Origin of the sequence: Burkholderia pyrrocinia, assembly GCF_018417535.1 — a bacterium.
GTDB lineage: Bacteria > Pseudomonadota > Gammaproteobacteria > Burkholderiales > Burkholderiaceae > Burkholderia > Burkholderia pyrrocinia_E.
Genome location: NZ_CP070978.1, coordinates 573,033 through 599,077, shown reverse-complemented (window position 1 = coordinate 599,077; position 26,045 = coordinate 573,033). Strand labels below are relative to the sequence as shown.

Here is a 26,045-nt window from a genome sequence, read left to right as displayed (position 1 = left end):
CGGCCGTGCCGCTCAGGAGCTGCTTCGGTCGCGCATCAGCGCGAGCCGGTTGTAGAGCGTCTTCAGGCTGATCCCGAGCGCTTTTGCCGCGCGCGGCTTGTTGCCGTCGAAGTAGTGCAGCGTCGCCGCGATGAAGCGCTGCTGCGCGTGGTGCAGCGTCGCGCCGAGCGGCAGCGCCATCGCGTTCTCCGACGTGCGGTCGGGCGGCATCGGCTGCTTCGGCAGCGCGACGTCGATGCCTTCGTCCGCCAGGATGTACGCACGCTCGATCGTGTTGTGCAGCTCGCGCACGTTGCCGGGCCACGAATACGCGTGCAGCGCCGCGATCGCCGCGTCGGTCAGCCGCTTGCGCGAGCGGTGCCGCGCGTTCAGCGTATCGACGAATTCCCGCGCGATCGCCTCGACGTCGCCGTCGCGCTGGCGCAGCGGCGGCACGTACAGCGCAAACGCGGCGAGGCGGTAGAACAGGTCCTCGCGCAGCCGGCCGTCGCGCACGGCTTCGGCCGGATTGTGGCGGGTGGCCGACACGATGCGCACGTCGAGCGGAATCGGCTCGGTGCCGCCGACCCGTACGATCGCATTCGATTCGATTGCCCGCAGCAGCTTCACCTGCAGCGCCGCGGGCATTTCCGCGATCTCGTCGAGCAGCAGCGTGCCGCCGCGCGCCGCTTCGAAATAGCCTTCCCGCTGCGCGATCGCGCCGGTGAAACTGCCTTTCTCGTGCCCGAACAGTTGCGACTCGGCGATATCGGGCGGGATCGCGCTGCAGTTCACGGGCACGAACGGGCCGTCCCGCCGTGCACTGAGATCGTGCAGCCGGCGCGCCACGATATCCTTGCCGACCCCGCTTTCGCCGGCAATCATCACGCTGGCGCGGGTCGGCGCGATTTTCTCGATGCGGCCGAGCAGGGTGCGCATCGCGGAGGACCGGCCGGACAGCCGGCGGCCGTCTGCGCGCTGCTTCGACTGGTTTGCGGTTTCACTCATCGGCGTTGGCGGGCCGTTTTGAAAATCGGCATCACGTGTTCCGTTCATTGCAATATTTATCATCGACAGCGAAACCGCCGCGAAGGTGCCGCTGAATAGGAATTTCCAATGTGCGCGGCGCGGGGGGAAGGAATCGTCCATCGATCTTTCCGCTTGCAGCGGGAACGACTGCGCCATCCGGGGTCGTACCGGTGCTTTTTTACAGAAACCCGATGAAAAAGCCGGTCGCGACCGCATTCCGCCGAAGCGGCCCGCGAAATCGACCGGTACCGGACCGGCTGCGTTGCGATAGACAGCCGCCACGACGCGACGCCCGGCCATCCTCTGCCCGAATACCGATCCGTGCCCGCGTCAGGCATGTCGTTTGCTGACGTCATCAGGCTCGCCCGGCACGCACGACGGCATGCCGGATGGCCGAACAGCGGCACGACACCGCGCGACGGGAGCCGGCGCGAGCAAGGATGCAATGAGAACCCTGACCCGTGAGCTGTTACGGCAGGGTGCATGGGTCGTGCTGGCCGTCGGGCTGGCGTCCGCGCTGCAGGCGTGGGCGATTCGCGTCGTCGGCGAGCACGCGCCGTTTGCGCCTATGCCTTTCTATGCAGCCGTCGCGGCTGCCGCGTGGCTGACGTCGTTCGGCGGCGGCCTGGCCGCGACGGTTGCGAGCGTGGCCGTGATCGGCACGCTGTGGTGGCACGATGCGCCGCTGGCCACGCTGCTCGTGCAGGCCGGCACGTTCGTCGCAATCGGCTTCGTCGAGTGCTTGCTCGTGATGGCCATGAAGCCGCTGCTCGCGAACAATCGTCTGCGCGAAATCGATGGCGACGCACGTGCGTCTGACGACGGCCTGCTGCGCCGTGTGGTCGATGCTTCGCCCGATGTGATCGTCGGGGTCGATGCCGCGCGACGGATCACGAGCTGGAATCCGGCCGCGCGACGGATCTTCGGGATCGACGCGGCGCAGGCAACCGGGCGCGACATCGCCGCGATGATCGCGCCGCGCTGGTTGCGGCGGCATCCGGTGCCCGCATCGTTCGCGAACCTGCGGGCGCCGGTCGGGCCGTTCGACGTGCTGTGCGTGCGCCGCGACGGCAGCCGCTTTCGTGCGACCTTTGCCGCGTCGCCGATCGTCGATGCGCAGGGCAACTGCACGGGCCTGTCGATAACGCTGCGCGAAGCGCGCGAACGCCGCCGCGGCGAACGGCGCGACATGCGCTCGCTGCGCGGCGCGCGCGACGCGTATGCGCAGGCCGACACGTCGAACCGATTGAAGGACGAGTTGCTGGTCACGGTGTCGCACGAGTTGCGCACGCCGCTGAACGTGATCTACGGCTGGGTCGAGGTGCTGCGCAACGTCGACGGGCGGGGGTTCGTGCAGCAGGCGGTCGACGCGATCGATCGCAGCGCGCGGTCGCTGTCGCACATGGTCGGCGATCTGCTCGATGCGTCGTCGCTTGCGACCGGCCGGCTGCGCCTCGAACGCGTGCCGGTCGATCTCGTGCGGATCGTGCGCGACGCCACGCGCGAACTCGACGCGACGGCGCAGGCGAACGGGCTCTTGCTGTCGACGGAATGCGCGATGGCGACCTGCGTGATTCCGGCGGACGGCGAGCGCTTGCGCCAGGCCCTGTCGAACCTGCTGTCGAACGCGATCAAGTTCACGCCGCCGGGCGGGCGCATCGACGTGTCGCTGACCCGCGCGGGCGAGCGCGTGCGGCTGTCGGTCGCCGATACGGGGCAGGGCATCGCGCCGGAGTACCTGCCGTACCTGTTCGAGGCCTTCAGCCGGCCCGAACGCGCGTTCGCGTCGCCGAAACGCGGCCTCGGGCTCGGCCTGTCGATCGTGCGCAACATCGCGCAACTGCACGGCGGCGACGTCGTCGCGACGAGCGCGGGCGCCGGGCGCGGGACCACCGTGACGGTCACGCTGCCGACCGGCTGGGACGCCGATGATCCGGCCGAGCAGCCGGCGCGCCCGACCGGCACGTCGGCGACAGCTGCGCTCGACGGCCAGCGCGTGCTCGTCGTCGACGACGACGCAACGTCGCGCGCGAGCCTCGCCGCGGCGCTCGAAACGATGGGCGCGCAGGTGTCGACCGCGCAGTCGGGGCACGACGCGCTCGACGCGGTCGAACGGCATCCGCCGAGCGTCGTGCTGTCGGATCTCGCGATGCCGGACGGCGACGGCTTCTGGCTGCTCGACCGCATCCGCCATTTGCCGGGCGGCGGCGGGCACCTGCCCGTGGTCGCGGTTACAGCGCACGCCGGCAAGGCGGACCGCCACCGCGTGATGGCTGCCGGCTTCGACGCGTATCTGTGCAAGCCGGTCGACATGCCGACGCTGGCGAGCGTGATCGTCGACGTCGCGCCCGACGATGCGCGCGGCGGGAAAGGACACGACCGGTAACCGCGGGCGCCCGGCGCGGCTGCGCTCCGGGCGCGCGTTCGGTCAACATCGGGAAAGGAAGCACGATGGACGCAACGAAAAGTACACGGCGCGACGGCACGGGCGGCAGGCCGGCTCGCGCGAAACGCATGCCGCCGGTCGTGCCGATCGCGAGCATATTGATGCTGGCGTGGGCATGGGTCGCGACACCCCGCTACGCATCGGCCGCGGAGGGTGTCGGCGCGAAGCTCTCGAGCCAGGCGTCGGCCGTCGGCGGCCAGATCCGCGATGCGACGCTCGCCTCCCGCGTCAGGGCGGCGCTCGGCAAGATGCGCGGCGACGCGTCGGAGGGCCACGGTGCGCTGAAGCAGTGCGAGAACGGTGTCGTGCTGGCCGCGCATGTGACACGGCGCACGATCACGTTCTCGGAGCGGACGATGCTCGCCGCCGGCGCGCTGTTGGTGGAGCGCACCGAGGGCGCGTGGAACAACGGCGCATGGACCGATTTCTTCACGTCGGCCGAGCGTCCCGCGTGACGGAAAACCGCGCGGTCGGCCCGTTCCGTCTCGACACACGGAGGTCCCCGGATGAAAACGAATCGGATGAACCGGGACGGGCGCCGCTCGGCGGCATGCGCGCTGGCAGCCACCGCCGGCGCACTGGCGTTCGTGCTCTCGCACGCGCAGGCGCCGCCCGCCTCGTCGGTGCACGTCGCACCGGGCGTCGTCCGCCCCGGCCCGACCGCCGACGAGGCCGGCATGACGCAGCGGCCGACCGGCATCGACGCCGAATTCGTCGACAAGGCCGGGATGCTCGGCAAGGTCGAGCGGCAGGCCAGCCAGCTCGCGCTCGACCGCTCGTCGAATCCGGACGTGCAGGCATTCGCACGCCGGATGGTCGACGATCAAGCGCGCATCGCCGGCGAATTGCGGCAGCTTGGCGCGCAAAAGGGCGTACCGGTTCAGACGCGGATGCTTGTCGATCCGGCAGTGACGGCATTGCGAACGAAGGATGGCCACGCGTTCGACACAGCCTATGTCGCGCTGGCGGGCCCGCGCGCGCACGAGGCGGCGATCCGGCTCTATGAGGCCGAGGCGCGGAACGGTCGCGACCCGCAGCTTCGCGCATTCGCGGCCGGCACGCTGCCGACGCTGAACGCGCATCTGGCCGCCGCGCGGCAGCTCGCGCAGACGGTGGCGGCCGCGCACTGAGTCGCGTTGCAGTTGGCCGGTTTCAACGTTGCCGCTGGCCGTCTTCGGGGCCGCCCGGCGACGCCTCGTAAGGCGGCGAGTCGATCGCCGTTTCTCCTTCCGCGATCAGCCAGTACGGCGAGCTGCCGTAGTACGCATGCAGTGCCTCGGCCCAGTCCGGGTCGGCCATTGCCGGCCAGCGGTCGTGGTCGAAGCCGGGCGCATCGCGCACGTGCCCGGTGGCAACGGGCAGCACGAAGCATTTGCGCTCGACGTCGAGCATGAGCACGTTCCACGGCACCGCGAGCAGCTTGTCGCCGCTCCCGCGCACGCCGCGCGACGCGACGACCGCATACGCGATCCGGCCGGAACGCACGTCGAGCATGATGTCGGTGACCTTGCCGATGTCGTCGCCGTCCATCGTCAGCACGCGATCGCCTGCGAGCGTGCGGGCGGCCATCACGTCGGGCCCCGGCCCGCCCGGGGCCGTGCCGCGGCTGCCGCCGACAATGCGCGCGGCGGCGCGCGACGGTCTGTCAGTCGTCGTCGAATACCTCCTGGTCGAAACGGCAACCCGGGCGCGCCACGCGGAATGAGTGGGCGCCGGTCAGCGCCGGCGCGGCAGCGACACGTCCTCGAGCGTATTGGCCAGCTCGTCGCGCGCAGGGCCGCCCGCGCGCGTCGCGATGTCGCCGAGCGACACGATGCCGACCAGCCGCAGGTTGCGGTCGAGCACCGGCAACCGATGCAACTGCACGTCGGCCATCCGCTGCTGGACGTCGCCGACGCCATCGTCCTCGATGCACCACTGCACGGGCATGGACGCAACCGCCTGCACGGGTGTATCGGACGAATGGCCGTGCGACAGCGCCCGCACCGCGAGGTCGCGGTCGGTCACGATCGCGACGAGTTCGGTGCCGTCGCAAACCGGCAGCACACCGATATCGAAGCGCTGCATCAGTTCAGCCGCATGGCGAATCGTGTCGGTCGGCGCGACGCACACCACGTCGCGCGACATGATCTCGTTGACGCGATACATGAATGCCTCCTTCGTGAGCGACACGATTCGGGAGCAGATGCCGTGCCGCGCGCGCTCCGCGCACGCCGGACCTCGTCGGCCGGGCGACGGAGAAATTTGCCGGCCCGCTTGTACATCTTCCACGGTGGCAGCCGCGAACGGGCGGGGTGGGGCGTCAGTGGCCGATGCCCGTCATCGCGACGATTGCCAGTACTACGGCGCTTTCGATCGCGGCCAGCGCCGCAACGCCGGCTGCGCCGCGGATTTCATGCCATCGACGTTCAAGGCTTTTCATCGGATCACTCCGGATTTCGCCGGCCCGCGGATGCGCTGCCGCGCCTCCCGAGCCGGGTGCCGCCGTCAGCCGTGATCGCGGGGCGGGGAAGGGACGTGCGGCGCGCGACGTTCGTGCTTGCCGGACGGCTTGGCGGGGTCGATACGCGTCGCACCGCCGACGGCGGGCGGGTCGCTGGCCGGAAACGACTCATCGAGCCCTTCGTCGATGCGCTCCTCCGTCTTGTCTTCGGGCGGCGGGCGGGACGTGGCGAGCCGGAGCAATCCGGCAGCCGGTGACACGGCGTCGCGGCGGCCGGGGGCGTGAACGGTCATGGTCGAACCTCCTTGGTCGTTGATGCAGGCGCAAGCGCCGTGCCCGCGCGGCATCGGCGGCAGGCGCTTGCGCGCCGGGGAAGCCGGCGGGTGCGCCGGGCATGACCCGCGCGCCGTCGGCGTGGACGAGAGGACATCGTGATGAATGCATTCAAGAAAAGGATACGTTACGACGCGAACGTATGCGGCGGCGATTTCGGCCACGTGCGCGAGCGGTTCGGCACGTGGAAGCGCGAATCGCTGGTCTATCGGCCCGAACGGCGCACGTTCGAAGGCAAGGACGTGTGCGCGAACTGAACGACACTGCCTACGACGGCCCCGAGCGCGCGCAGCGGGCGCTCGTCTCGCAATGCGCGCCGTCCGATCCGTTCGTGCTCGCGGTGCGGCTGACCGCGCAAGGGCGCAAGGGCGCACGATGTGGCAGGGGCTGGCCGCCTGCGACGACTGACCGCACGGCAGCGTCCGACCGGATCGGTCGACGCGTACGGCGCGGGAGCGGGCATGCCGCTTGCGCGCGGTCGCAGCGCCATCGAGATGCGCGTGCCGTCCGCGCGGGAGTGACATGAAGACGCCATTCACGCTGCACCGCCCCGAACCGACACCCGACGTCGACCCCGATCCGACGCCGCCCGATCACGACGATCCCGTCGATCCGCCGGTGCCCGACGGCCTGCCGCAGGGCGATCCGCCGTTGCACCCGCCGCCGATGTGGATGCCGGGCGGACGCGGTGTGCCGCAACCGACCGCACGACCACTGAAAGGAGGACCCTCATGGACATTCACGTGCAATCGCCAGACAAGCGCGCGATCGCTCAGGTGCTGAGCCGCTATTTCGAATCGCGCTCGTTGCGTTATCACATCGAGGAGTTGCCGGGCGGCGTGCTGCATATCGGCTTTCGCGCCAGCGGCCGCCCGGTCGCCGTCACCGTTTCGTTCGACGATGCCGCATACGACACCTATACGCACTGGGACGCCAGCCAGAAACAGCTCGCGCTCGGGCGGCTCGCGGACGGCTTCTCGCGGATGATGTCGACGCGCAGCCCGGCCGCGCTGGCCGGCGACTATCACGTCGAGCGCTTCTGATCCGGCAACGCTCCGCCCATCCACCCAGGAACGAGGCAAAGTGCCCGCGCGCAGCGGGCGCTTTGCGTCTGCGCGCGCGTCGCGTAGGATGTCCGTTAATTCAGCGCACGCTACGTTCGCGCCGCAGGCTGCCAGCCGCTGCAGCCGAAGAGGCGCAACGCGCTTTCCCTCAGGTTCGTTTCGCGCAACCGACGGAGACCGCCTTGATGACTGTTGCTCGCCCGTTGCTGTCACCCGGCGCACGCCGGTTCGTATCCGTCCTGTCGGCATGTGCGGCGCTCGCCGCGGCCGGCACCCGCGACGCGTCGGCCCAGACGCCTTCGCCGCTCGGCGAGTGGCAATACTCGGCGGGCGTGCCGCTCGAGAAACTGTTCGATCCGACCGTCTCCACCTGGCAGGTCAGCGTCGGTGCCGCGATGACGCTGCAGCCGCGCTATGCGGGCTCCGACCGCTATCGCGTGATGGGCGGCCCGAATCTCGACATCCGCTATCGCGACCTGTTCTTCCTGTCGACGGGCGAGGGGCTGGGCGCGAACGTGCTGCGCGGGCCGAACTGGCGCGTGAGCCTGTCGGTCGGCTATGACCTCGGCCGCCGCTCGGCCGACGATCTCGGCCACCTGAACGGCCTCGACAACATCAACGCGGCGCCCGTGATGAAGCTGGCGGCCGATTACGTGATCTCGAAAGACTTCCCGCTCGTGCTGCGCGCGGATGTCCGGCGCAGCATCGGCGGCTCGAACGGCTGGACCGGCGATTTCTCCGCGTACATGCCGATGCCCGGCAGCAACGAAAACTTCTTCTGGTTCGCGGGGCCGACCGTGTCGTTCGCCGACTCGCGCTACATGAACAGCTGGTTCGGGGTGAGCCAGGGCGCCGCCGCGCGTTCGGGGCTGCCGGCCTATTCGTCGGGCGCGGGGATCAAGTCGGCTGGCGTGGGCGTGACGATGGTCTGGTTCGTGAACAAGCACTGGTTCGTCACGATGGACGGCGCGATCGAGCAGCTGGTCGGCCGCGCGGCGCGCAGCCCGATCACGCAGCAGTCGACCAACGGCGTGTTCGACATGTCGGTGAATTACCAGTTCTGACCGGGCCGGGCAGCAGAAGGCCGACGCGGCGTGCGGCGTTTCCTGTCACATTTGATATGATTCCGACCTGTACAAATGTACAGTGATCAAGCCCCGTGACACCTGCTTCGCCGACGCCCCCGGCGTTTTACTACCTGACCAATTTCGAACGCGCGCTGGCCTGGCTCGGCGAGCGTTACGACGACCTGTTCGACCCGCACGAGCTCGCGTTCGTCCGGCAATTCGCGACGCTGCCGCAGGCGTCGCGCGCGCTGCTCGTGCGGATGCTGATGCGCAACGGGTCCGACTTCCGCGCAAGCAAGCTCGCATACGACGAAATCGGCTGCACGCTCGATGCGGCCGCGCCGCTCGTCGAACTCGGCTGGGTCGATCCGGCGCCCGCGCTGACGCTCGACGAGCTGTTCGCGCTGTCGACCAGGGCGGAACTGCTGCGCATCTTCCCGTCGCTCGCCGCGCATGCGGGCGAGCGCAAGCCGGAATGGCTCGAGCGGCTGCGGCCCGCGCACGATGCCGCGCAGCCGCTCGACGCGTGGTGCGCGCAGGCCGGCGACCGCGTGCTGCGCGTGACGGTCGGCGCGCTGTGCGACCGGCTGCGCCTGATGTTCTTCGGCAATCTCCATCAGGACTGGAGCGAATTCGTGCTCGCCGATCTCGGCGTGTTCCAGTACGAAAGCGTGCCGATCGCGCCGTCGTCGCGCGCGTTCCAGCAGCGTGGCGACGTCGACGCGTATCTCGCGCTGCAGATGTGCCGCGACGCGCTCGACGCGTGGCCCGACGATCTGCCGTTCGACGACCTGCTGCGCGCGATCGATGCGGTGGGCTACGCGCAGCCGTGGCTCGCGACGCGTCGCGCGAAGCTGCTGTTCGCGCTCGGGCAGGCCTGCGAGCGCCGCGCCGACTGGGCCGCCGCGCTCGACGCATACACGCGCAGCGCCTGGCCCGGCAGCCGCCATCGGCGCATCCGCGTGCTCGAACGCTGCGGGCGCGACGACGCCGCGCTCGCGCTGGCGCTCGATGCACGCGGCGGTTTCGAGAGCGACGAGGAGCGCCAGCGCGTCGAGCGCATGCTGCCGCGCCTGCAGCGCCGCGTCGGGCAACGCATCGAACGCGCGGCTGCCGCGCCGGACGTGCCGCGCGAAACGCTCGTGCTGGTGCGTCCCGATGCGTTCGTCAGCGTCGAATTCGCGGTGCGCGACCATCTCGCGCAGCCGGCGTCGCCGGTCCATTACGTCGAAAACACGTTGATCAATTCGCTGTTCGGGCTGTTGTGCTGGGAGCCCGTGTTCGCGGCCGTGCCCGGCGCGTTCTTCCACCCGTTCCAGCGCGGCCCGGCCGACCTGCACGCACCCGATTTCGCGGCGCGCCGCGCGGACGCGTTCGCCGCCTGTTTCGCGCAGCTCGATTCGGGTGCGTACCGCGACACGATCCGCCGGCATTTTGCGACGAAGGCGGGGCTGCAGTCGCCGTTCGTGTTCTGGGGCGTGCTGACTGACGAACTGCTCGACGAGGCGCTCGCGTGCCTGCCGCCCGAGCACCTGCGGCTGTGGTTCGCGCGCCTGCTCGCGGATATCCGCAGCAACCGTTCGGGGCTGCCCGATCTCGTCCGCTTCTGGCCCGGCGAGCGCCGCTATGAACTGATCGAGGTGAAGGGGCCGGGAGACCGGCTGCAGGACAACCAGACGCGCTGGCTCGCGTACTGCGTCGCGCACGGCATCCCGGTGCGCGTCGTCGATGTCGAGTGGGCCGGCGCGGGCGTCGCGCACGCCGAAGCCGCAGGACTGTCCGCATGAGCTACGTCGTCGCGGTGCGGGCGATGTGCGAGTTCACCGCGCGGCGCGGCGATCTCGACCTGCGCTTCACGCCCGCGCCGACCGCGCTCGAAGGCATCGCCGGCCACGGCGCGGTCACGTCGAACCGCGGCGCGCGCTACGAAACCGAGATCGCGCTGACGGGCACGCGGGGCACGCTCACCGTGCGCGGCCGCGCGGACGGCTACGATCCCGTGGCGAACCGTCTCGAGGAAATCAAGACCTACCGCGGCAGCCTTGACGCGATGCCGGCCAACCACCGCGCGCTGCACTGGGCGCAGGCGAAGGTCTATGCGCACCTGATGTGCGATGCGCGCGGTCTCGCCGAAATCGACGTCGCGCTCGTGTATTTCGACATCGTGTCCGAGCGCGAGACCGTGCTGACGGAAACGCTGGACGCGAGCACGCTCGCGGCGTTCTTTGCCGAGCAGTGCGCGTGCTTCGTCGGCTGGGCCGAGCGCGAGACGGCCCATCGCGCGGCGCGCGATGCGGCGCTGCGCGCGCTCGCGTTTCCGCACGGGCAGTTCCGCAGCGGCCAGCGCGAACTGGCGGTCGCCGTCTATCGCGCGGCGCGCGACGAACGCTGCCTGATGGCACAGGCGCCGACCGGCATCGGCAAGACGCTCGGCACCGTGTTCCCGCTGCTGAAGGCGTGCGGCGAGGGCGAGCTCGACCATGTGTTCTTCCTGACCGCGAAAACGCCCGGACGCGCGCTTGCGCTCGAAGCGGCGACGGCGCTCGGCACCGGCACGCCTGCGTTGCCGCTGCGCGTGCTGGAGCTCGTCGCGCGCGACAAGGCGTGCGAGCATCCGGACAACGCATGCCACGGCGAATCGTGCCCGCTCGCGCAAGGCTTCTACGATCGGCTGCCGGCCGCGCGCGACGCGGCGATCGGCGCCGGGCTGCTCGATCGCGATACCGTGCGCGCAGCCGCGCTCGCGCACGACGTCTGCCCGTACTACCTCGCGCAGGAGCTCGCGCGCTGGTCGGACATGATGATCGGCGACTACAACTACTACTACGACGGCAGCGCGATGCTGCACACGCTCGCGCAGCAGAACCAGTGGCGCGTCGGCGTGCTCGTCGACGAAGCGCACAACCTGCTGGACCGTGCGCGCAAGATGTACAGCGCGTCGCTCGATCCGTTCGCGTTCGCGACCGCGCGCGAAGCCGCGCCCGCAGCGCTGCGCAAGGCATTCGACCGGCTCGCCCGCGCGTGGGGCACGGTCAATCGCGCGCAGGCCGAGCGCTACGCGGCGTATCCGGACATTCCGGGCCCGATCGTATCGGCCGTGCAGAACCTCGTCGCGGCGATCGGCGAACACCTGACCGACGCGCCGCGCGCGAACGGCGACGCGCTGCTGCGTTTTCATTTCGAGGCGATCCAGTTCGGCGTGCTCGCCGAAGCCTTCGACAGTGCGTCGATCTTCGACGCGACGCTGCTCGGCGTACCGGTGCCGCGCCAGCCGGCGCTCGACGGCGTCGCGACGGCCGGCCGCCGGCGCCGCCTCCAGTCGACGCTGTGCGTGCGCAACGTGATCCCGGCCGGTTTTCTCGCGTCGCGCTACGAAGCCGCGCGTGCGACCGTGCTGTTTTCAGGCACGCTGAGCCCGTTCCATTTCTACCGCGACACGCTCGGGTTGCCTGGCGACACCGGCTGGCTCGACGTCGACGGGCCGTTCCGCGCCGAGCAACTGACGGTGCGTGTCGCAAGCCACGTATCGACGCGCTGGCGCGACCGGGACCGATCGCTCGAACCGATCGCCGACCTGATCGCCGCGCAATACGCGGCCAGGCCCGGCAACTATCTCGGCTTCCTGAGCAGCTTCGACTACCTCGGGCGCGTGGTCGCGCTGATGCAGACGCGCCACCCGGACGTGCCGGTGTGGGCGCAGGCGCCCGGCATGGCCGAAAGCGAGCGCGATGCGTTTCTCGCGCGCTTCGACGCGCGCGGGCGCGGCGTCGGCTTCGCGGTGCTGGGCGGCGCGTTCTCGGAAGGCGTGGACCTGGTCGGCGAACGGCTGATCGGCGCATTCATCGCGACGCTCGGGCTGCCGCAGGTCAACGATGTCAACGAGCAGATGCGGCGCGCGATGGACGCGCGCTTCGGCAACGGCTACGACTACATGTACCTGTATCCGGGGTTGCAGAAGGTCGTCCAGGCGGCCGGGCGCGTGATCCGCACCGAGGACGACGAAGGCGTCGTGCATCTGATCGACGACCGTTATCGGCGGCGGGAGGTGCGGGACTTGTTGCCGCGCTGGTGGCGGATCGGGTAAAGGGAAACAACCCGGCGGGATGACTGCCGGATTCGGCGCCGGGGTGTGATCCGTCGCGCAGCAATGAAGCGGTGCAGCAAGCGTGGTCGAGCCCGTTCAGGGCGGACGAGACACTACAGCACGTTCAGCATCGCCAGCGCGGCTTCCTGCAGATGCGGCAGCACGCGCCGCACGGCGGCGTCGGTCGTCTCCGCGCCGATCGGCATGTTCGTGCTCAGCGCGGCGACGACTTCGCCGTGACGGTTCTTCAGCGGCACCGCGATCCCGCGTACGCCGACCTGCAATTGCTGCTCGATCGCCGCGAAACCGGCGTCGCGCGCGTGGTCGACCTGTTCGAGCAGGCGCGCCTTGTTGGTGATCGTGTGCGGCGTGAACGGCGGCAGCTCAGTGTCGTCGAGCCACGCGCGCACGGCCTCGCGATCGGGATGATGCGCGAGCAGCACGACGCCCGGTGACGTCAGCGGCGCCGGCACGCGCGCGCCGAGCACGAAGCCGGTCGTCATCACGCGCGACACGCCGTTGCGCGCGATGAACACGAGCTCCCAGCCGTCGAGCACGCTCACGTACGCCGATTCGTTCAGCGACGCGCTCAGTTGCTGCAGATAGGGCTGGACCGTGCGCGGCAGCCGCGCCGAGTCGAAGTACGACCAGCCGACCCGCAGCACACGCGGCGTCAGGCCGTACAGCTTGCCGTCGGTGTAGACGTAGCCGAGCGATTCGAGCGTCAGCAGGTAGCGCCGCGCGGCCGTGCGCGTGAGGCCAGTGCGCGCGGCGGCCTGCGTGGGCGTCATGCGCGCGTGCTGGCTGTCGAATGCTTCCAGGATCATCAGGCCTTTTTCGAGGCCGGCAATCCAGTCGCGTCGGTCGAGTTCGGGCTTTTTCATCGTCGGGAGCGGCGCCGTCATGCGCGGTGATCGCGCGGGAGTGGGCGATTATCGCGCGATTCGAATGGCGGTGACTTCCGATGCATGGGGTGATGCCCCGTCTTTGCGGGCGCCACACCGAAAATATACAGTCATCGATGTATATCCAAGGGGGCATATGCAGGTTGCAAAGCGGGGCAATAGCCTGGCCGTCCGCCGTCCCGCCAGGGTGGTCGAAGCACGGGAGCTCCGTGAGGGGGGGCGATATCGAAGTCGTGGTCGATAGTCCGCGCGTTTTTGCCGTCAGTCGCAAGCCGAGGCCCGATGAACTTCTGGAACGGTTGCGGCGTTTCAGGGGCAGGCTGCCCGCCGATTTCAAGTTCAGCCGGGACGATGCGAATGAGCGGGGCGCCGGCCAGGGAAGGGAGAAAGACGGATGCGGCGCCGACTTCACGCGAGCCGCACCCGCCCGAGCGGCATTATTCGCTGCTTGTCCACTCGACGTTCGCGCCGACCGAGCGCAGGTTCTCGACGAAATGGGGGTGTGCGCGGCGGATCGGCAACGCGTTCATGATTTCCGAGCGGCCTTCGATGCTCGCGGCCACCATCAGCAGCGCGATCGCGACGCGGATGATGTACGGGCTCTCGACGCGCGCCGGCGTCAATTGCAGCCCGCCGAACGTGATCAGCCGGTGCGGATCGGACAGCAGCACGTGCGCGCCGAACTTCGACAGTTCGCCGGACCAGCCGAGCGCGCCGTCGTAGACCTTGTTCCAGAACATCGCGCTGCCTTCCGCGCGCACGCCGAGCGCGATGAAGATCGGCAGCAGGTCGACCGGCAGGTACGGCCACGGCGCGGCCTCGACCTTGGTCAGGATGTTCTGCGTGAACGGCCGGCGCACGCGCAGCGGGCCGTCGCGTTCCGCGCGCGACCAGCCGTCGCGGTGCGTGACGTTCACGCCGAACTTCGCGAACGTGCGGTCGATCAGCGGGAAATGCTCGGGCGACGAGTTGCGCACCGTGATGTCGCCGCCCGTGATCGCGCCGAGCGCGAGGAACGTCGCGATCTCGTGGAAATCCTCGGCGAAGCGGAACTCGCCGCCGCCGAGCTTGCGGCCGCCCGTCACGCACAGCCGCGACGTGCCGATGCCCTCGACCGCGACGCCGATCATCGCGAGGAACTGGCAGAACTCCTGCACGTGCGGCTCGGACGCCGCGTTCATCAGCGTCGACGTGCCGCGCGCCGTCGTCGCGCACAGCGCGAAATTCTCGGTGGTCGTCACCGACGCGTAGTCGAACCAGTGATCGTTGGCCGTCAGCGGGCCGTCGGTGCGGACGATCAGCGAATCGGGCGTGCGCTCGATGTGCGCGCCGAAGCGCTCGAACACCTCGACGTGCGGATCGATCTCGCGCACGCCGAGCGTGCAGCCTTTCACGTCGTTCTCGAGGCGCGCGACGCCGAAGCGCGCGAGCAGCGGCGGAATCAGCATGATCGACGAGCGCATCGCCTCGGGCAGGCGGTGGACGGCCGGATCGAACTTCGTGTTGCGGTGATGGAGTTCGAGCAGGCCCGTCGTGAAGTCGACCGACACGTCGCTGCCGAGCGTGCGGAAGATGTCGAGGATCTTGCGCACGTCGGTAATGTCCGGCACGCCGACGAGGCGCAGCGGCTGATCGGTCAACAGGGTGGCGCACAGAATCGGCAGGACGGCGTTCTTGTTCGCGGACGGCTTGATGTCCCCGCGCAGCGGAGTGCCGCCGTGGACGATGAGATTCGACATGATATGGGGGCGTATCGGTGACTGACGTAGGCCCATATGATGCCATTGGTCGGCGGGCGACGTGGAATGTTCGGAGGGGAAAAAGGGGATCGGCGCGTGTGTTTGACGGTGTTTGACGTTGAGCAGGGGTATCGCCGTTCGGCTGGCGGCCTGCGCGGAGAAACGGCCGGCCGCGGATCGGGCCGGCCATGCGCTCACTTCATCACTGCGCCGCCCGCATCCGCGCGGCGACCACCAGCGAGATCAGGCAGCCCACCGCGAGATAACCGGCGACGAGGTGCCACGAGCCGCCGGCCAGGCTGACGAGGCCGACCGCGATGAACGGCGTGAACCCGCCGCCGACGACGCTCGCGAACTGGTAGCCGACGCCCGCGCCGCTGTAGCGGTATTCGGCGCCGAACAGCTCGGTGAACAGCGGCTGCTGGACGCTCACGACCATGTCGTGCGCGGCATTCGCGAGCAGGATCGAGAAGATCACGATCCACGCGATCGAGCGTGCCTCCAGCGCGATGAAAAACGGCACCGCGGACGCGAGCCCGATCAGCGCGCCGATCAGGTAGATGCGACGCAGGCCGTAGCGGTCGGCCAGCCATGCGAAGCACGGAATCGTCACGCAGCTCACCGCGCCGACCAGCAGGCCGATGTTCAGGAACAGGTCGCGCGACATGCCGAGGTTGGTCGTCGAATAGCTGAGCGCGAACGCGGTGACGATATACATCGTGAACAGTTCGGCGAGCCGCAGCGCGATGATCAGCAGGAACGCCTTCGGATGACGCGTGAGCGCTTCCAGCACGGGCAGGCGCACCTTGTGGCCCCCGTGCTCGACCTTCTCGACGAACTCCCGCGATTCGTCCATGCTCTTGCGTACCCACAGGCCGATCAGCACCAGCACGATGCTGAACACGAACGGCAGGCGCCAGGCCCAGGCCTTGAACGCGGCTTCGCCGAGGGTATGGCTCAGGATCGACACGATGCCCGTCGCGAGCACGAGCCCGACGCCGTAGCCGACCTGCACGCCGCTGCTGTAGAACGCCTTTTTTTGCTTCGGCGCGCTTTCGACGGCCATCAGCGCCGCGCCGCCCCATTCGCCGCCCACCGCGAAGCCTTGCAGCGCGCGCATCAGCACGAGCAGCACGGGCGCCCACCAGCCGATCGACGCGAAAGTCGGCAGCAGGCCGATCGCGACCGTCGACAAGCCCATCAACATCACCGTCAGCACGAGCATCCGCTTGCGGCCGAGCCGGTCGCCGTAGTGGCCGAATACCACGCCGCCGAGCGGCCGGAACAGGAAGCCGACGCCGAACGTCGCGAACGCCGCGAGCGTGCCCATCGTTGGGCTGACTTTCGGGAAGAACTCGGAATTGAATACCAGCGCGGCGACGATCCCGTACAGCAGGAAGTCATACCAGTCGACGACGGCGCCGACGAAGCTGCCGATCGCGGCCTTGCGGGCCTGGCTGCGCGCGCGGGCGCCGGCAGCGGCGTCGAGGGTGGCGAAGGTTGGGGTCATGGTGGTGTCTCCTGGCACGGCGCATCGTGGAATCGTGGCGGTGCCGCGTCCGATGCTGCATTGAAGTCGATGGGTGAACGGAGAATAGGGCGCGCGCCGTACGGCGGCAATTGGCCAATCGGATAAAGTGCGCGATTATCGTTCAAGTCCGTGCGATTATCGAACGATTTTCGGGTTTGCACTAGGCGGCGCGACGATATCCCGTTCGGCCAGGGTGTGCCGCCGTGAACGATCTGGTTAAAATCTGCAGCATGAAAACTCGCCCGTTCGGGGCGGATGCCCGGTCGCCCCATCGGCCGCGCATGCCGAACGCAACGGGCGCCATCCCCATCGATCGCATGCCTCCGGAGACTGGAATGCCCGGCAATTCCCACCCCCTGTCCAGCGATACGCCGCCCGTCGCCGATCCGGCCGCCAATCCGCTCGGGATGGCCGGCCTCGAATTCGTCGAATTCGCGGCGCCCGTGCCGGAAGCGCTCGCGCAACGCTTCGAGCAGTTCGGGTTCAAGGCGATCGCGCGGCATGTCAGCAAGAACGTCACGCTGTACCGGCAAGGGCAGATGCATTTCCTGATCAACGCCGAGCCCGATTCGTTCGCCGCGCGCTACGCGGAGGAATACGGGATGGGCGTCTGCGCGATCGGGCTGCGCGTGGCCAGCGCGCGGCGCGCGTTCGAGCGCGCGATCGAGCTCGGCGCGTGGGCATTCGAGGGCGAGCGGGTCGGCGTCGGCGAGCTGAAGATCCCGGCGATCCAGGGTATCGGCGATTCGCACCTGTATTTCGTCGACCGCTGGCGCGGACGGGACGGCCAGCGCGGCGGCGTCGGCGACATCTCGATCTTCGACATCGATTTCCGGCCGATCGACATCGCGACCGCGCACACCGATCTCGATTGCGTGGGTGTCGGCCTGCAGCAGGTCGACCATTTCACGCAAACCGTCGGCGCGGGGCGCATGCGGGAGTGGCTGGATTTCTACCACGACCTGCTGCATTTTCGCGAGATCCACGAAATCGACGCGCACTGGCATGTGTCGGAGGAATCGCGCGTGATGGTGTCGCCGTGCGGCGCGGTGCGGATTCCGGTCTACGAGGAAGGCACGCGGCGCACCGAGCTGATGCACGCGTATCTGCCCGACCATCCGGGCGAGGGCGTCCAGCACGTCGCGCTGGCCACCGACGACATCCTGTCGTGCGTGGATGCGCTGCGCGCGAACGGCGTCGAGTTCATCGAGCCGCCCGCACGCTATTACGACGACGTCGATGCGCGGCTGCCCGGGCACGGCGTCGATCTCGACGCGCTGCGCCGCCGCGCGGTGCTGGTCGACGGCGAGACCGGCAGCGACGGCGTGCCGCGCCTGTTCTTCCAGACCTTCGTCAAGCGCCGGCCCGGCGAGATCTTCTTCGAGATCGTGCAGCGCAAGGGGCACCACGGGTTCGGCGAAGGGAACCTCGCGGCACTCGCCCGCGCCCGCGACGCGGGCTGAGCGGCCTCCGCATCCGCGTCACGCGTCCAGTTTCACGCACCGGCGGCCGGCACGCGGTTCGGCGCGGGGTCGTTCGGCTCGCGCAGTACACACGCCGTGCCGCCCGGCGTGTACATCGACACGACGCAGCGGTTGCACGACGTGCAGCCCGACTGCGTGAGCCGGCCGTCGCGCAGCCCGTTCACGAAACCCGGTTCGAACACGAGCGCCCGGGCGAGCGCGACCGCATCGAAACCTTCGCGCATCGCCAGCTCGACGTTTTCGCGCGAACGCACGCCGCCGAGATAGGCGAGCGGCATCCTGACAGCCGCGCGCACTTTCGTCGAATGTTCGAGGAAATACATCTCGCGAAACGCGCCCATCTTCGGCTCGGTGAGCTTTTGCAGCGTCATCGCGGTGCGCACGATCGCGTTGTCGGCGTTCGCGCGCGCATCGCCGGGCAGCGGGCTGCCGAATAGCTGCCACACCGATTCGACGTTCATCCCGCCGCTCAGCACGAGCAGGTGCGCGCCTTCGGCCTCGAGCTGCCGCGCGATCTCGCACGCGTCGTCGGCGGTGCCGCCACCGCGCACGCCTTCGGTCACGCCGATCTTGCAGACGACGGCGAGATCCCGGCCCACCGCATCGAGCACGCGGCGCAGCACCTCGACCGGGAACGCCGCGCGGCGCGCTGCGTCGCCGCCGTACGCATCGCGGCGGCGGTTGTACAGCGGCGACAGGAACTGGCTCAGCAGATAGCCGTGGCCCATGTGGATCTCGACCGCATCGAAGCCGGCGTCGCGCGCATGGCGCGCCGCCTGCGCGAATTCGTCGGCGATGGTCGACATCTGGTCGTGCGTCATCGCCTGCTTCAGGAAGCGGCCGCTCATCACGCCGACCTTGTTGAAGCCGCCCGACGCGCTCAACGGGCGTTTCGTCGACAGCGACGGCAGGAACGTGAAGCAGCCGCCGTGCGTGATCTGCGCGGAGGCGGCCGCGCCGTGGCGATGGACGGCGTCGGTCAGCGCGCGGAACTGCCGGACTGTCGGCACGTCGAGTCGCGCCTGGTCGACGAACGTGCGGCCGTCGTCGCTGATCGCGCAGTACGCGACGGTCGTCAGCGCGGCGCCGCCTTCGGCAATGCGCTCGTGGAAGCCGACTAGCGCGCGCGACGGCACGCCGCTCGGCGTCATGCCTTCGTTGGTGGCGGACTTGATCAGGCGATTGCGCAGCGTCAGCGGGCCGATCTGCAGCGGGCTGAATGCGGTCGTGAGGTCGGCGGAATCCATGAGGGCGCGGGCGTCGGAAATGGGCACGGCGACCATTGTGCGGCGCAGGTGAAGGCGCGCATCGTCCGGGTGGATGAGCCTTTCGTCCGGACCGGCTTGAAATGAAATACCCGCAGGCTTCACCGCCCGCCGGGATGAATCGCCGGCAACGTCCGATCCGTTACGCGTAAGACGTGTCGATGCGCTTGCCGCCCGCGCCATCGTCGCGCGGCGGTTCGCTGGCGTCGAAATCGGCGGGCACCGTGTTGCGCCACCGCGCGAATTCCGGCGAATCCGCACGAACCATCGATTCGACGCATTGGCGTACCACGCTCCAGCCAAAGCCGCGATTCACCGCGTTGAAACGTCACGCAGAATTACGCACCCGCAAGCTTGCGGCTCTGGCGACGCATGCCGTCGAAGATCGCGTCCGCCACATCCGCCGGAAAATCCGCCGGGATCTGCGCGGCGACTTCGGCAATCGCGGGCTCCGTGCGCGCGGCGACGGCCGCCATCGCGGCGCGCACGTCGTCTTCGGTCAGGCCGACGCGCCGGCCTTGCGCGATCCAGTGACGCGGCTGGATCTCGCCGATCACGTAGTGCCGGTTCTTCCCGCACACGGCCATCGCGAGCCGCGCGCGGCGCGGCGGGAGCTGGTTGCGGCGCGTGCCGACGATCGGGTGCGCGGACAGTACGTCGTACAGCCGCGTGCTGCGGTAGGTGTTGCCGGGCAGGTGCGCGATGCTGAAGTTCTTCGCATGGCCGTCGATCGCCGCCAGTACCCAGAACACAAGCTGCGCGACGAAGAAATTCCTCCGGTCGTGCGCGGCGTCGGCCGAATTCGCGAGGATGCCCATGATCGTCTCGATGCCGGGGCCGCCGTCGGATTCGTATTTCGCGCCCGACGGCGTGCCGGTCGCCTGGCACATGTCCTCCTGCGGCAGCCGCAGGATCCACGTGCCGTCGCGCGAAGGACGCCGGTCGAAGCGCTCGACGATCAGCGCCTTCTGGTCGTCGAACCGGCCGATCTCGCACGGCGCGACCGGCAGGCCGTATGCGGCGACGAGCTTCGAGCACAGCCATTCGTTTTCGACGGACGTCCGCATGTCGGCCTGCATGTTCCCGACGCGCCCGAGCGGCAGCTTGAAGATGTGCGTCGTCGGCGTGCTGCCCGACGGCCGCAACCAGCGGTTCCCCTGACGCAGCAGCGCGGTCTTTTCCTGCGCACCGGCGATCGACAGGCGCAGGTCGACGTCCGGCTCCGCGCGGCCGGGCAGCGGCGCGGCGGTCGCGTGACGCAGCACGTCGGCGACGGCTGCGTCGTCGAGCGTCACGCCGTCGATCGCCGCGAGGTCGACCGGCGTCTCGCCGGGCGGCAGCATCTGGATCGCGCCGACGCAATCGCGGCCGATCGACGCGAGCAGTTCGAACGGCGCCGTCGATCCGAGCCGGTAACGCTGCGCGATGCGGCGGCGGATCGGCTCGCTGTCCGGCAGCAGGTTGTCGAAGTAGTCGGCGACGATCGCGCCCTGGTGCGGCTGGTTGCCGGGCGTGAACGGCAGCGACAGCGACAGCGGCCGCCCTTGGGGATCGTCGAGCCAGCCCGACAGGTAGACGAGGCGCTCGACGCCGCGCCGGACTTCCCAGTAACCGACCGGAATGCCGTTCATCCACAGGTCGAGCCGGTCGTGGCGGGCACGCGCGGCCACGGTCACCAGTCCTCCCGTTTCGAGACGCGCGGCTTGCCAGGTGCTGCCGTCGCGGGCCGCTTACGCGCGGCGGCGGTCGTGGTTTTGGTTTGGGCTTTTGTGGATTTTGCGGATTTTGCTGCCGTTACACCGCCCGCCGGGCCCGGCATGCGCTTTTTCGCGGCCGGCTTGCGAGCCGCCGGCCCGGAATCGGCCTCGGGCGCGGCCGATTCCGCCGCTTCATCCGGCGCGCCCAGGTCGAGCGTCATCCGAACGCCGAGCGTGTTCAGCACCTTGAAGAGCCGTTCGATGCTGACCGCCGACGGATTGGCTTCGAGCTGCGCGTAGGATTGCTGCGTGACGCCCAGGCGGGCGGCCAATTGCGCCTGCGTGAGCCCCGCGGACTTCCGGAAGCCGACGAGTATCGGGCGTAACTGGGTCAGGGTCTGGACAGGAAAGGCCATCGGGCGCTCCGCAGGATGACAGGCGATCGTTTGTAATCTGAAAATACAGTCTATGGCATGTATTGTCAAAATACAAACCTGAGGCTGTATTCAACAAAAACAAACGATAGCCTGTTTCACGAAAAGCCGACCGGCCATCCCGCGCATCACGCCGCCCGCAGCGGACCCGCGTGCGTACCCCGTGCACTTTCCGGATCGTCGTCCCCGAGTGGAATGAACGCCATGATCTCCAGGTCGTGCCCCGACAGCGCCGGCAGCCGGAACGCGCTCGACAGCACGTTCAGCCGCCGCACGCCGACGTCGCGCAGGATCTGCGACCCGATCCCCGTCACGCGCCCGTCGCGGCGCGCATGGCCGGCCGGCGCCCGCATCGTATCGCCGCGCATGTCGCAGTCGAGCAGCACCGCGACCCCGCAGCCGGCCGCATCGATCCGCTGCAGCGCGGCGTGCAGCGGCCACGAATGCGCGGACGGCTCCGCGTCGAGCAGGTCGAGCAGCGAATGGCATTCGTGCACGCGCGTCAGCACGGGCGTCGCCGGATCGGGTTCGCCGCGCACGAGCGCGAGATGCGGCGCGCCGTGCACGGTGTCGCGATACTCGATCGCGCGGAACCGTCCCCACGGCGTATGCAGCGGCCGTTCGCCGACGCGTTCGACGAGCGATTCGTGCTCGCGGCGATAGTGAATCAGGTCGGCGATCGTGCCGATCTTCAGCCCGTGCTGCGCGGCGAACGCCTTCAGCTCCGGCAGCCGCGCCATCGTGCCGTCGTCGTTCATCACCTCGCAGATCACCGACGCGGGCGTGAGCCCGGCAAGCGCCGCGAGATCGCAGCCGGCCTCGGTGTGCCCCGCGCGCACGAGCACGCCGCCCGGACGCGCGGCGATCGGGAACACGTGGCCGGGCTGCACGAGCTCGTCGGGGCGCGCGCCCGAACGGACCGCCGTGCGGATCGTATGCGCGCGATCGGCCGCCGATATGCCGGTCGTCACGCCTTCGGCCGCCTCGATGCTGACGGTGAACGCGGTGCCGAACAGCGTACCGTTGCGATCGGCCATCGGCGGCAGCCGCAGTTGTTCGCAGCGCTCGGCGGTCAGCGTCAGGCAGATCAATCCGCGCCCGAAGCGCGCCATGAAATTGATCGCGTCGGGCGTCACGTGATCGGCCGCGATCACGAGATCGCCTTCGTTCTCGCGATCCTCTTCGTCGACGAGCAGGACCATGCGGCCCGCACGAAGCTCGTCGACGATCTCCAGCGTGCCGGCGAGCGTCATTGCGCCTCCGTCGCGTCGAATGCGCGGCGCAGCGCGTCGGCGCTGAACGTCAGCACGCGGTCGGCCGCATCGACTGCGCCGAGCATGCTCGCGAAACCGTGCAACTGGCCGGGCCAGCGCACGAGCGTTACCGGCGTGCCGGCCTGCGCGAGACGCAGCGCATACGCTTCGGCCTCGTCGCGCAGCGGATCGAATTCGGCGCTGACGATCGTCGCCGGCGCCACGCCCGCGACGTCCGGCGCGGCAAGCGGGCTCGCGAGCGGCGATGCGCGATCGGCGCCTTCGTCGAAATAGTGGTGCTTGAACCAGCGCATCATGTCCGCCGTCAGGAAATAACCGTCGCCGAGCGATTCATACGACGGATGCTCGGTCGCGCAATCGACGACCGGATACAGCAGCAACTGATGCGCGATGCCGATGCCCGAGCCGCGCAACTGCAGCGCGGCGACCGCCGCGAGATTGCCGCCGGCGCTGTCGCCGGCCACGGCCACCGCGCCGGCGCGCGCGCCGAGATCGCGCGCGCTCGCGGCGGCCCAGCGCACGGCATCGCACGCGTCGTGCGCGGCCGCCGGGAAGCGCGCCTCGGGCGCGAGCCTGTAGTCGACCGACAGCACGAGCGAGCGCGCCCGTCTCGCGAGGCTGCGGCACAGGTTCGCGTGCGAATCGATGCCGCACGACACGAAGCCGCCGCCGTGGAAGAACACGGTCAGCGGCAACGGCCCGTCGGTATCGGGCCGATACAGCCGCGCGGACAACTGACGTCCCGACGCGGGGATCTGCCAGTCCTCTTCGGCGGCGACGGCGTCGCCGGGCGCGAAGGCGCCGCCCGCGGCGAGACTCGCGCGGTACGCGGGAACGGTGAGCCGGGCGAAATCGATCGCGGGTGCTTGGGCGAACGCGGCAAGCAGCGCCTGCGCCTGAGGGTCGAGCGGCATGGGAACTCCTGTCTGAATCGGATTCGTCTGAATCAGGTAAACCCGTGTCGCGGTTTTCCCTGAGTTGGCGCCGGACGCTTGCCGGCACGGCCTGACGGGCATTCCAGCGCAGCGGGCAGGGCGCCACATCATCCGATTGGACGATGGTTCGCCCGCGCGGATGGCCAATTCTCACCATTCAGTGAATCTCCCGATGACGCCGGAATTTAGACGCGTCCTAATCATGGCGACGCGACGGAGTCGCACCGGAAACATGTCGTATGGAGGATGGAGCGTGCTGATGGAGACGAGATGGGCTCCGCAAGAGAGCCAGGCAACCAGTGACGAGGCCGATATCGGCGTCGCGGATTTCAGCGAGCTGATGGCGCGCATCTACCAGGGACCGCTGGAGACGCCGCCGTGGGCCGGTGCGCTCGAGCTGGTCCGCCGCTGGCTGCAGGCGAACTACGTGACGCTGATCCTGCGCGCGGCCGCGAGCGACCGCCGTGCGCCGCTGTCCGTGCACGCGTCGGAATTCGGCCCGGTCGTCCCGGGCGATGGCGAGGCCTCGTACAACAATTATTACTATTCGCTCGACCCGTTCGTCGGCCTGCCGGCCGATCGCGTGGTCACGGTCGACGATGTGTTCGGCGACACGGGCTGGCTATCGAGCGAGTTGTACAAGCAGTTCCTGAAACCGCAGGACGTGCGCTATATCCTCGGCGCCGACCTGCGCACGCCGTCAGGCGTCGAGTGCCGGTTCCGCGTGTGCCGCAATCATGCATCGAAGCAGTTCACCGCGCGAGACAAGGCGATCTGCGCACTGCTGCTGCCGCACCTGAAGCGCGCGGTCGAACTGCATTCGCGGCTCGACACGGCCGAGGTCGAACGCTCGATCTATGCGAACGCGATCAACCGGATGCAGATCGGCACGATCACGCTCGACGAGAACGGCACGATCATCGACCTGAACAGCGTCGCCGACGAGATCCTCAAGCAGAACAACGGTCTGACGATTGCGCGCGGCACGATCGAGGCGACCGACGCGCAGGAGAACCGCACGCTGAAGCGGCTGATCCGTCACGCGGTGATGGGGCACCACGGCACGGCCGCGGCGACCGTCGAGGCCATGCCGATCACGCGCAGCTTCGACAAGCCGCGCCTCGGGCTGCTGGTGCGCACGGTGCTGCTGTCCGACTGGTCGGAGGACAACAAGCGGCGGCCGGCCGTCACGCTGTTCCTGCGCGACCCCGACCGCAAGCCGCAGGGCGCGCAGGAAATCATCCGCAAGCTGTTCGACCTGACGCCGGCCGAGACATCGCTCGCGCTGCTGCTGACGAACGGGCTGACGCTCGAGGAAGCGGCGGAGGAATCGGGGATCAGCAAGAACACGGCACGCACGCACCTGCGCGCGATCTTCTCGAAGACGGGCGTCACGCGCCAGGCGACGCTCGTGCGGATCCTGCTCGGGAGTGTGGTGCCGCTCGGGTAAGCGGCGGCCGATGTCGATCGATCGGAACCGGCCGCATTCGTCTGGCGAACCATCGACAACAGTCAACGCATGACGATGACGGCATCATGCGAAAGAGGCTCGCACGACGCGAGCCTCTTTGTCATTCCGCCCAGCCGAGAACCGATAGCGGGTATCGGAGGTTTCACGCGTCGGCGCCATGCACGACGGTGCCGGCCGCGTTCACGAACCGCGCGTCGGGCGATTCGCCCACGCAGCCAACACCGGCCATTGCGCATAACCGCGCCGGATGAAACCGGCGCCCGTCCGAATCACGAGCGCGCCGATCGCGAGCGCGGCCACGTCGTCGAGACGGCCGAAGCCGACCAGCGCCGCACTCATCGCGAGCGCCGCCAGCAACGACGACAGCGCATCGGTACGCACATGCCAGCCCGTCGCCTCGAGCAGCGCGGAGCCCGTCTCGCGCGCCTTGCGCAGCATCCAGTGCGACAGCGCGGCCTTGCCCGTGAGCGTGACGGCGACGAGCGCGAGCGTCGTCGCGCCCGGCTGCACGACGGGCGGCGTGTCGAACCGGCTCATCGCGTGCCAGATCATCTGCGCGCCCGTTGCGACGAGCAATGCGCCGAGGCCCGCAAGCGCGAGCGGTTCGTAGGTCGGGCGCCGCTCCGGCGGCAGGCGCGCGTCGAGCCGGCACGCGACGAGGATCAATGCATCGGCCGCGAGATCGATCGCCGCGTGCGCGACGTCCGCGAGCAGCCCCGACGAATGCGCGGACCACGCCGCACCCGTCTCGACCGCGAGCAGCAGCAGGTTGATCGCGAGGCTGACGGCGAGGGCGCGGGACGTGGCCGCATAAACGTGGGGCGTGGCTCGCGACGTGCGCTGCATGGCGAATTCGTCTGTCGAT

23 protein-coding genes and 2 pseudogenes are annotated in these 26,045 nt (G+C 69.1%); 11 read left to right on the top strand and 14 right to left on the bottom strand.

The features are described 5' to 3' along the window. Positions 1–12: 12 nt before the first annotated feature. Positions 13–1,050, bottom strand: a complete 1,038-nt coding sequence (locus JYG32_RS20820; protein WP_174379639.1) for a sigma-54 interaction domain-containing protein — start codon at positions 1,048–1,050, stop codon at positions 13–15. 403 nt (positions 1,051–1,453) lie between these two features. Here JYG32_RS20820 and JYG32_RS20815 point away from each other — a divergent pair, with 403 nt between their 5' ends. From JYG32_RS20815 to JYG32_RS20800, 3 genes are all read left to right on the top strand, one after another. Further along, on the top strand, positions 1,454–3,394 hold the full coding sequence (locus JYG32_RS20815; RefSeq protein ID WP_213266796.1) for a hybrid sensor histidine kinase/response regulator: 1,941 nt from the start codon (positions 1,454–1,456) through the stop codon (positions 3,392–3,394). Positions 3,395–3,459: 65 nt separating this feature from the next. After that, a complete protein-coding gene (locus tag JYG32_RS39000) occupies positions 3,460–3,909 on the top strand; it encodes a hypothetical protein (protein ID WP_249744840.1) in 450 nt (149 codons plus the stop codon). 51 nt (positions 3,910–3,960) lie between these two features. Beyond that, positions 3,961–4,584 (top strand): DUF4142 domain-containing protein, encoded by a 624-nt coding sequence (locus tag JYG32_RS20800; RefSeq protein WP_213266795.1) that lies wholly within the window; start codon positions 3,961–3,963, stop codon positions 4,582–4,584. A 22-nt stretch (positions 4,585–4,606) separates the two neighbouring features. Here JYG32_RS20800 and JYG32_RS20795 read toward each other — a convergent pair whose 3' ends face one another. The 3 genes from JYG32_RS20795 to JYG32_RS20785 form a co-directional block, all read right to left on the bottom strand. After that, positions 4,607–5,026, bottom strand: a complete 420-nt coding sequence (locus tag JYG32_RS20795) for a PRC-barrel domain-containing protein (RefSeq protein WP_249744839.1) — start codon at positions 5,024–5,026, stop codon at positions 4,607–4,609. 144 nt (positions 5,027–5,170) lie between these two features. After that, on the bottom strand, positions 5,171–5,602 hold the full coding sequence (locus tag JYG32_RS20790; protein ID WP_213266794.1) for a CBS domain-containing protein: 432 nt from the start codon (positions 5,600–5,602) through the stop codon (positions 5,171–5,173). 339 nt (positions 5,603–5,941) lie between these two features. Beyond that, positions 5,942–6,190 carry a hypothetical protein gene (locus JYG32_RS20785; RefSeq protein WP_174379606.1) on the bottom strand — a complete coding sequence of 83 codons (249 nt, stop codon included), beginning with the start codon at positions 6,188–6,190 and terminating at the stop codon, positions 5,942–5,944. A gap of 141 nt (positions 6,191–6,331) precedes the next feature. Between JYG32_RS20785 and JYG32_RS20780 the strand changes: the two are divergent. The 5 genes and pseudogenes from JYG32_RS20780 to JYG32_RS20760 form a co-directional block, all read left to right on the top strand. Next, a pseudogene (locus JYG32_RS20780) lies at positions 6,332–6,594 on the top strand (hypothetical protein); the annotation flags it as partial. 367 nt (positions 6,595–6,961) lie between these two features. Beyond that, positions 6,962–7,273, top strand: coding sequence for a hypothetical protein (locus tag JYG32_RS20775; RefSeq protein WP_213266793.1), 312 nt, complete (start codon positions 6,962–6,964; stop codon positions 7,271–7,273). A gap of 206 nt (positions 7,274–7,479) precedes the next feature. After that, on the top strand, positions 7,480–8,358 hold the full coding sequence (locus JYG32_RS20770; protein ID WP_213266792.1) for a MipA/OmpV family protein: 879 nt from the start codon (positions 7,480–7,482) through the stop codon (positions 8,356–8,358). A 95-nt stretch (positions 8,359–8,453) separates the two neighbouring features. Then, positions 8,454–10,148, top strand: coding sequence for a VRR-NUC domain-containing protein (locus JYG32_RS20765; RefSeq protein ID WP_213266791.1), 1,695 nt, complete (start codon positions 8,454–8,456; stop codon positions 10,146–10,148). Further along, a complete protein-coding gene (locus JYG32_RS20760) occupies positions 10,145–12,445 on the top strand; it encodes an ATP-dependent DNA helicase (protein WP_213266790.1) in 2,301 nt (766 codons plus the stop codon). Before JYG32_RS20765 ends, JYG32_RS20760 begins: the two co-directional genes overlap by 4 nt. 113 nt (positions 12,446–12,558) lie before the next feature. Here JYG32_RS20760 and JYG32_RS20755 read toward each other — a convergent pair whose 3' ends face one another. Then, positions 12,559–13,329: an IclR family transcriptional regulator domain-containing protein gene (locus tag JYG32_RS20755; RefSeq protein ID WP_174379640.1), complete on the bottom strand. Its 771-nt coding sequence runs from the start codon at positions 13,327–13,329 to the stop codon at positions 12,559–12,561. Between the two features lie 157 nt (positions 13,330–13,486). Here JYG32_RS20755 and JYG32_RS38995 point away from each other — a divergent pair. Beyond that, a pseudogene (locus JYG32_RS38995) lies at positions 13,487–13,715 on the top strand (AbrB/MazE/SpoVT family DNA-binding domain-containing protein); the annotation flags it as partial. Positions 13,716–13,787: 72 nt separating this feature from the next. Here JYG32_RS38995 and JYG32_RS20750 read toward each other — a convergent pair. Next, positions 13,788–15,089, bottom strand: coding sequence for a UDP-N-acetylglucosamine 1-carboxyvinyltransferase (locus JYG32_RS20750; RefSeq protein WP_213266789.1), 1,302 nt, complete (start codon positions 15,087–15,089; stop codon positions 13,788–13,790). Between the two features lie 202 nt (positions 15,090–15,291). After that, the gene (shiA, locus tag JYG32_RS20745) at positions 15,292–16,599 is read right to left on the bottom strand and encodes a shikimate transporter (protein ID WP_213266788.1); all 1,308 of its coding nucleotides are present in this window, start codon (positions 16,597–16,599) and stop codon (positions 15,292–15,294) included. 356 nt (positions 16,600–16,955) lie between these two features. On the opposite strand from shiA, the gene JYG32_RS20740 reads away from it, so the two are divergent. After that, positions 16,956–18,083: a 4-hydroxyphenylpyruvate dioxygenase family protein gene (locus JYG32_RS20740; protein WP_213266787.1), complete on the top strand. Its 1,128-nt coding sequence runs from the start codon at positions 16,956–16,958 to the stop codon at positions 18,081–18,083. 32 nt (positions 18,084–18,115) lie between these two features. On the opposite strand, the gene JYG32_RS20735 is transcribed toward JYG32_RS20740, so the two are convergent. From JYG32_RS20735 to JYG32_RS20710, 6 genes are all read right to left on the bottom strand, one after another. Next, positions 18,116–19,351: an NADH:flavin oxidoreductase gene (locus JYG32_RS20735; RefSeq protein ID WP_213266786.1), complete on the bottom strand. Its 1,236-nt coding sequence runs from the start codon at positions 19,349–19,351 to the stop codon at positions 18,116–18,118. Between the two features lie 160 nt (positions 19,352–19,511). Continuing rightward, complete coding sequence (locus JYG32_RS20730) at positions 19,512–19,685, bottom strand: hypothetical protein (RefSeq protein WP_213266785.1); 174 nt, start codon at positions 19,683–19,685, stop codon at positions 19,512–19,514. Between the two features lie 22 nt (positions 19,686–19,707). Continuing rightward, positions 19,708–21,039, bottom strand: coding sequence for a type II toxin-antitoxin system HipA family toxin (locus JYG32_RS20725; RefSeq protein ID WP_213266784.1), 1,332 nt, complete (start codon positions 21,037–21,039; stop codon positions 19,708–19,710). Positions 21,040–21,041: 2 nt separating this feature from the next. Further along, positions 21,042–21,482, bottom strand: a complete 441-nt coding sequence (locus JYG32_RS20720) for a helix-turn-helix domain-containing protein (protein WP_213266783.1) — start codon at positions 21,480–21,482, stop codon at positions 21,042–21,044. Positions 21,483–21,628: 146 nt separating this feature from the next. Further along, the gene (gene ribBA / locus JYG32_RS20715) at positions 21,629–22,753 is read right to left on the bottom strand and encodes a bifunctional 3,4-dihydroxy-2-butanone-4-phosphate synthase/GTP cyclohydrolase II (protein ID WP_174379616.1); all 1,125 of its coding nucleotides are present in this window, start codon (positions 22,751–22,753) and stop codon (positions 21,629–21,631) included. Further along, complete coding sequence (locus JYG32_RS20710; RefSeq protein ID WP_213266782.1) at positions 22,750–23,688, bottom strand: alpha/beta hydrolase; 939 nt, start codon at positions 23,686–23,688, stop codon at positions 22,750–22,752. Before JYG32_RS20710 ends, ribBA begins: the two co-directional genes overlap by 4 nt. A 280-nt stretch (positions 23,689–23,968) precedes the next feature. Here JYG32_RS20710 and JYG32_RS20705 point away from each other — a divergent pair, with 280 nt between their 5' ends. Beyond that, positions 23,969–25,159: a helix-turn-helix transcriptional regulator gene (locus JYG32_RS20705; RefSeq protein ID WP_174379618.1), complete on the top strand. Its 1,191-nt coding sequence runs from the start codon at positions 23,969–23,971 to the stop codon at positions 25,157–25,159. Between the two features lie 201 nt (positions 25,160–25,360). On the opposite strand, the gene JYG32_RS20700 is transcribed toward JYG32_RS20705, so the two are convergent. Next, entirely contained in the window at positions 25,361–26,026 is a 666-nt protein-coding gene (locus tag JYG32_RS20700; protein ID WP_174379619.1) for a cation diffusion facilitator family transporter, read from the bottom strand. Positions 26,027–26,045 lie beyond the last annotated feature (19 nt).

What these genes read in the sequence shown, in the direction of transcription:
- JYG32_RS20820 (WP_174379639.1), bottom strand. Translation starts at nt 1,050, where the DNA reads ATGATAAATATTGCAATGAACGGAACACGTGATGCCGATTTTCAAAAC.
- JYG32_RS20815 (WP_213266796.1), top strand. Translation starts at nt 1,454, where the DNA reads ATGAGAACCCTGACCCGTGAGCTGTTACGGCAGGGTGCATGGGTCGTG.
- JYG32_RS39000 (WP_249744840.1), top strand. Translation starts at nt 3,460, where the DNA reads ATGGACGCAACGAAAAGTACACGGCGCGACGGCACGGGCGGCAGGCCG.
- JYG32_RS20800 (WP_213266795.1), top strand. Translation starts at nt 3,961, where the DNA reads ATGAAAACGAATCGGATGAACCGGGACGGGCGCCGCTCGGCGGCATGC.
- JYG32_RS20790 (WP_213266794.1), bottom strand. Translation starts at nt 5,602, where the DNA reads ATGTATCGCGTCAACGAGATCATGTCGCGCGACGTGGTGTGCGTCGCG.
- JYG32_RS20785 (WP_174379606.1), bottom strand. Translation starts at nt 6,190, where the DNA reads ATGACCGTTCACGCCCCCGGCCGCCGCGACGCCGTGTCACCGGCTGCC.
- JYG32_RS20775 (WP_213266793.1), top strand. Translation starts at nt 6,962, where the DNA reads ATGGACATTCACGTGCAATCGCCAGACAAGCGCGCGATCGCTCAGGTG.
- JYG32_RS20770 (WP_213266792.1), top strand. Translation starts at nt 7,480, where the DNA reads ATGACTGTTGCTCGCCCGTTGCTGTCACCCGGCGCACGCCGGTTCGTA.
- JYG32_RS20760 (WP_213266790.1), top strand. Translation starts at nt 10,145, where the DNA reads ATGAGCTACGTCGTCGCGGTGCGGGCGATGTGCGAGTTCACCGCGCGG.
- JYG32_RS20755 (WP_174379640.1), bottom strand. Translation starts at nt 13,329, where the DNA reads ATGAAAAAGCCCGAACTCGACCGACGCGACTGGATTGCCGGCCTCGAA.
- JYG32_RS20750 (WP_213266789.1), bottom strand. Translation starts at nt 15,089, where the DNA reads ATGTCGAATCTCATCGTCCACGGCGGCACTCCGCTGCGCGGGGACATC.
- shiA (WP_213266788.1), bottom strand. Translation starts at nt 16,599, where the DNA reads ATGACCCCAACCTTCGCCACCCTCGACGCCGCTGCCGGCGCCCGCGCG.
- JYG32_RS20740 (WP_213266787.1), top strand. Translation starts at nt 16,956, where the DNA reads ATGCCCGGCAATTCCCACCCCCTGTCCAGCGATACGCCGCCCGTCGCC.
- JYG32_RS20735 (WP_213266786.1), bottom strand. Translation starts at nt 19,351, where the DNA reads ATGGATTCCGCCGACCTCACGACCGCATTCAGCCCGCTGCAGATCGGC.
- JYG32_RS20720 (WP_213266783.1), bottom strand. Translation starts at nt 21,482, where the DNA reads ATGGCCTTTCCTGTCCAGACCCTGACCCAGTTACGCCCGATACTCGTC.
- ribBA (WP_174379616.1), bottom strand. Translation starts at nt 22,753, where the DNA reads ATGACGCTCGCCGGCACGCTGGAGATCGTCGACGAGCTTCGTGCGGGC.
- JYG32_RS20710 (WP_213266782.1), bottom strand. Translation starts at nt 23,688, where the DNA reads ATGCCGCTCGACCCTCAGGCGCAGGCGCTGCTTGCCGCGTTCGCCCAA.
- JYG32_RS20705 (WP_174379618.1), top strand. Translation starts at nt 23,969, where the DNA reads ATGGAGACGAGATGGGCTCCGCAAGAGAGCCAGGCAACCAGTGACGAG.
- JYG32_RS20700 (WP_174379619.1), bottom strand. Translation starts at nt 26,026, where the DNA reads ATGCAGCGCACGTCGCGAGCCACGCCCCACGTTTATGCGGCCACGTCC.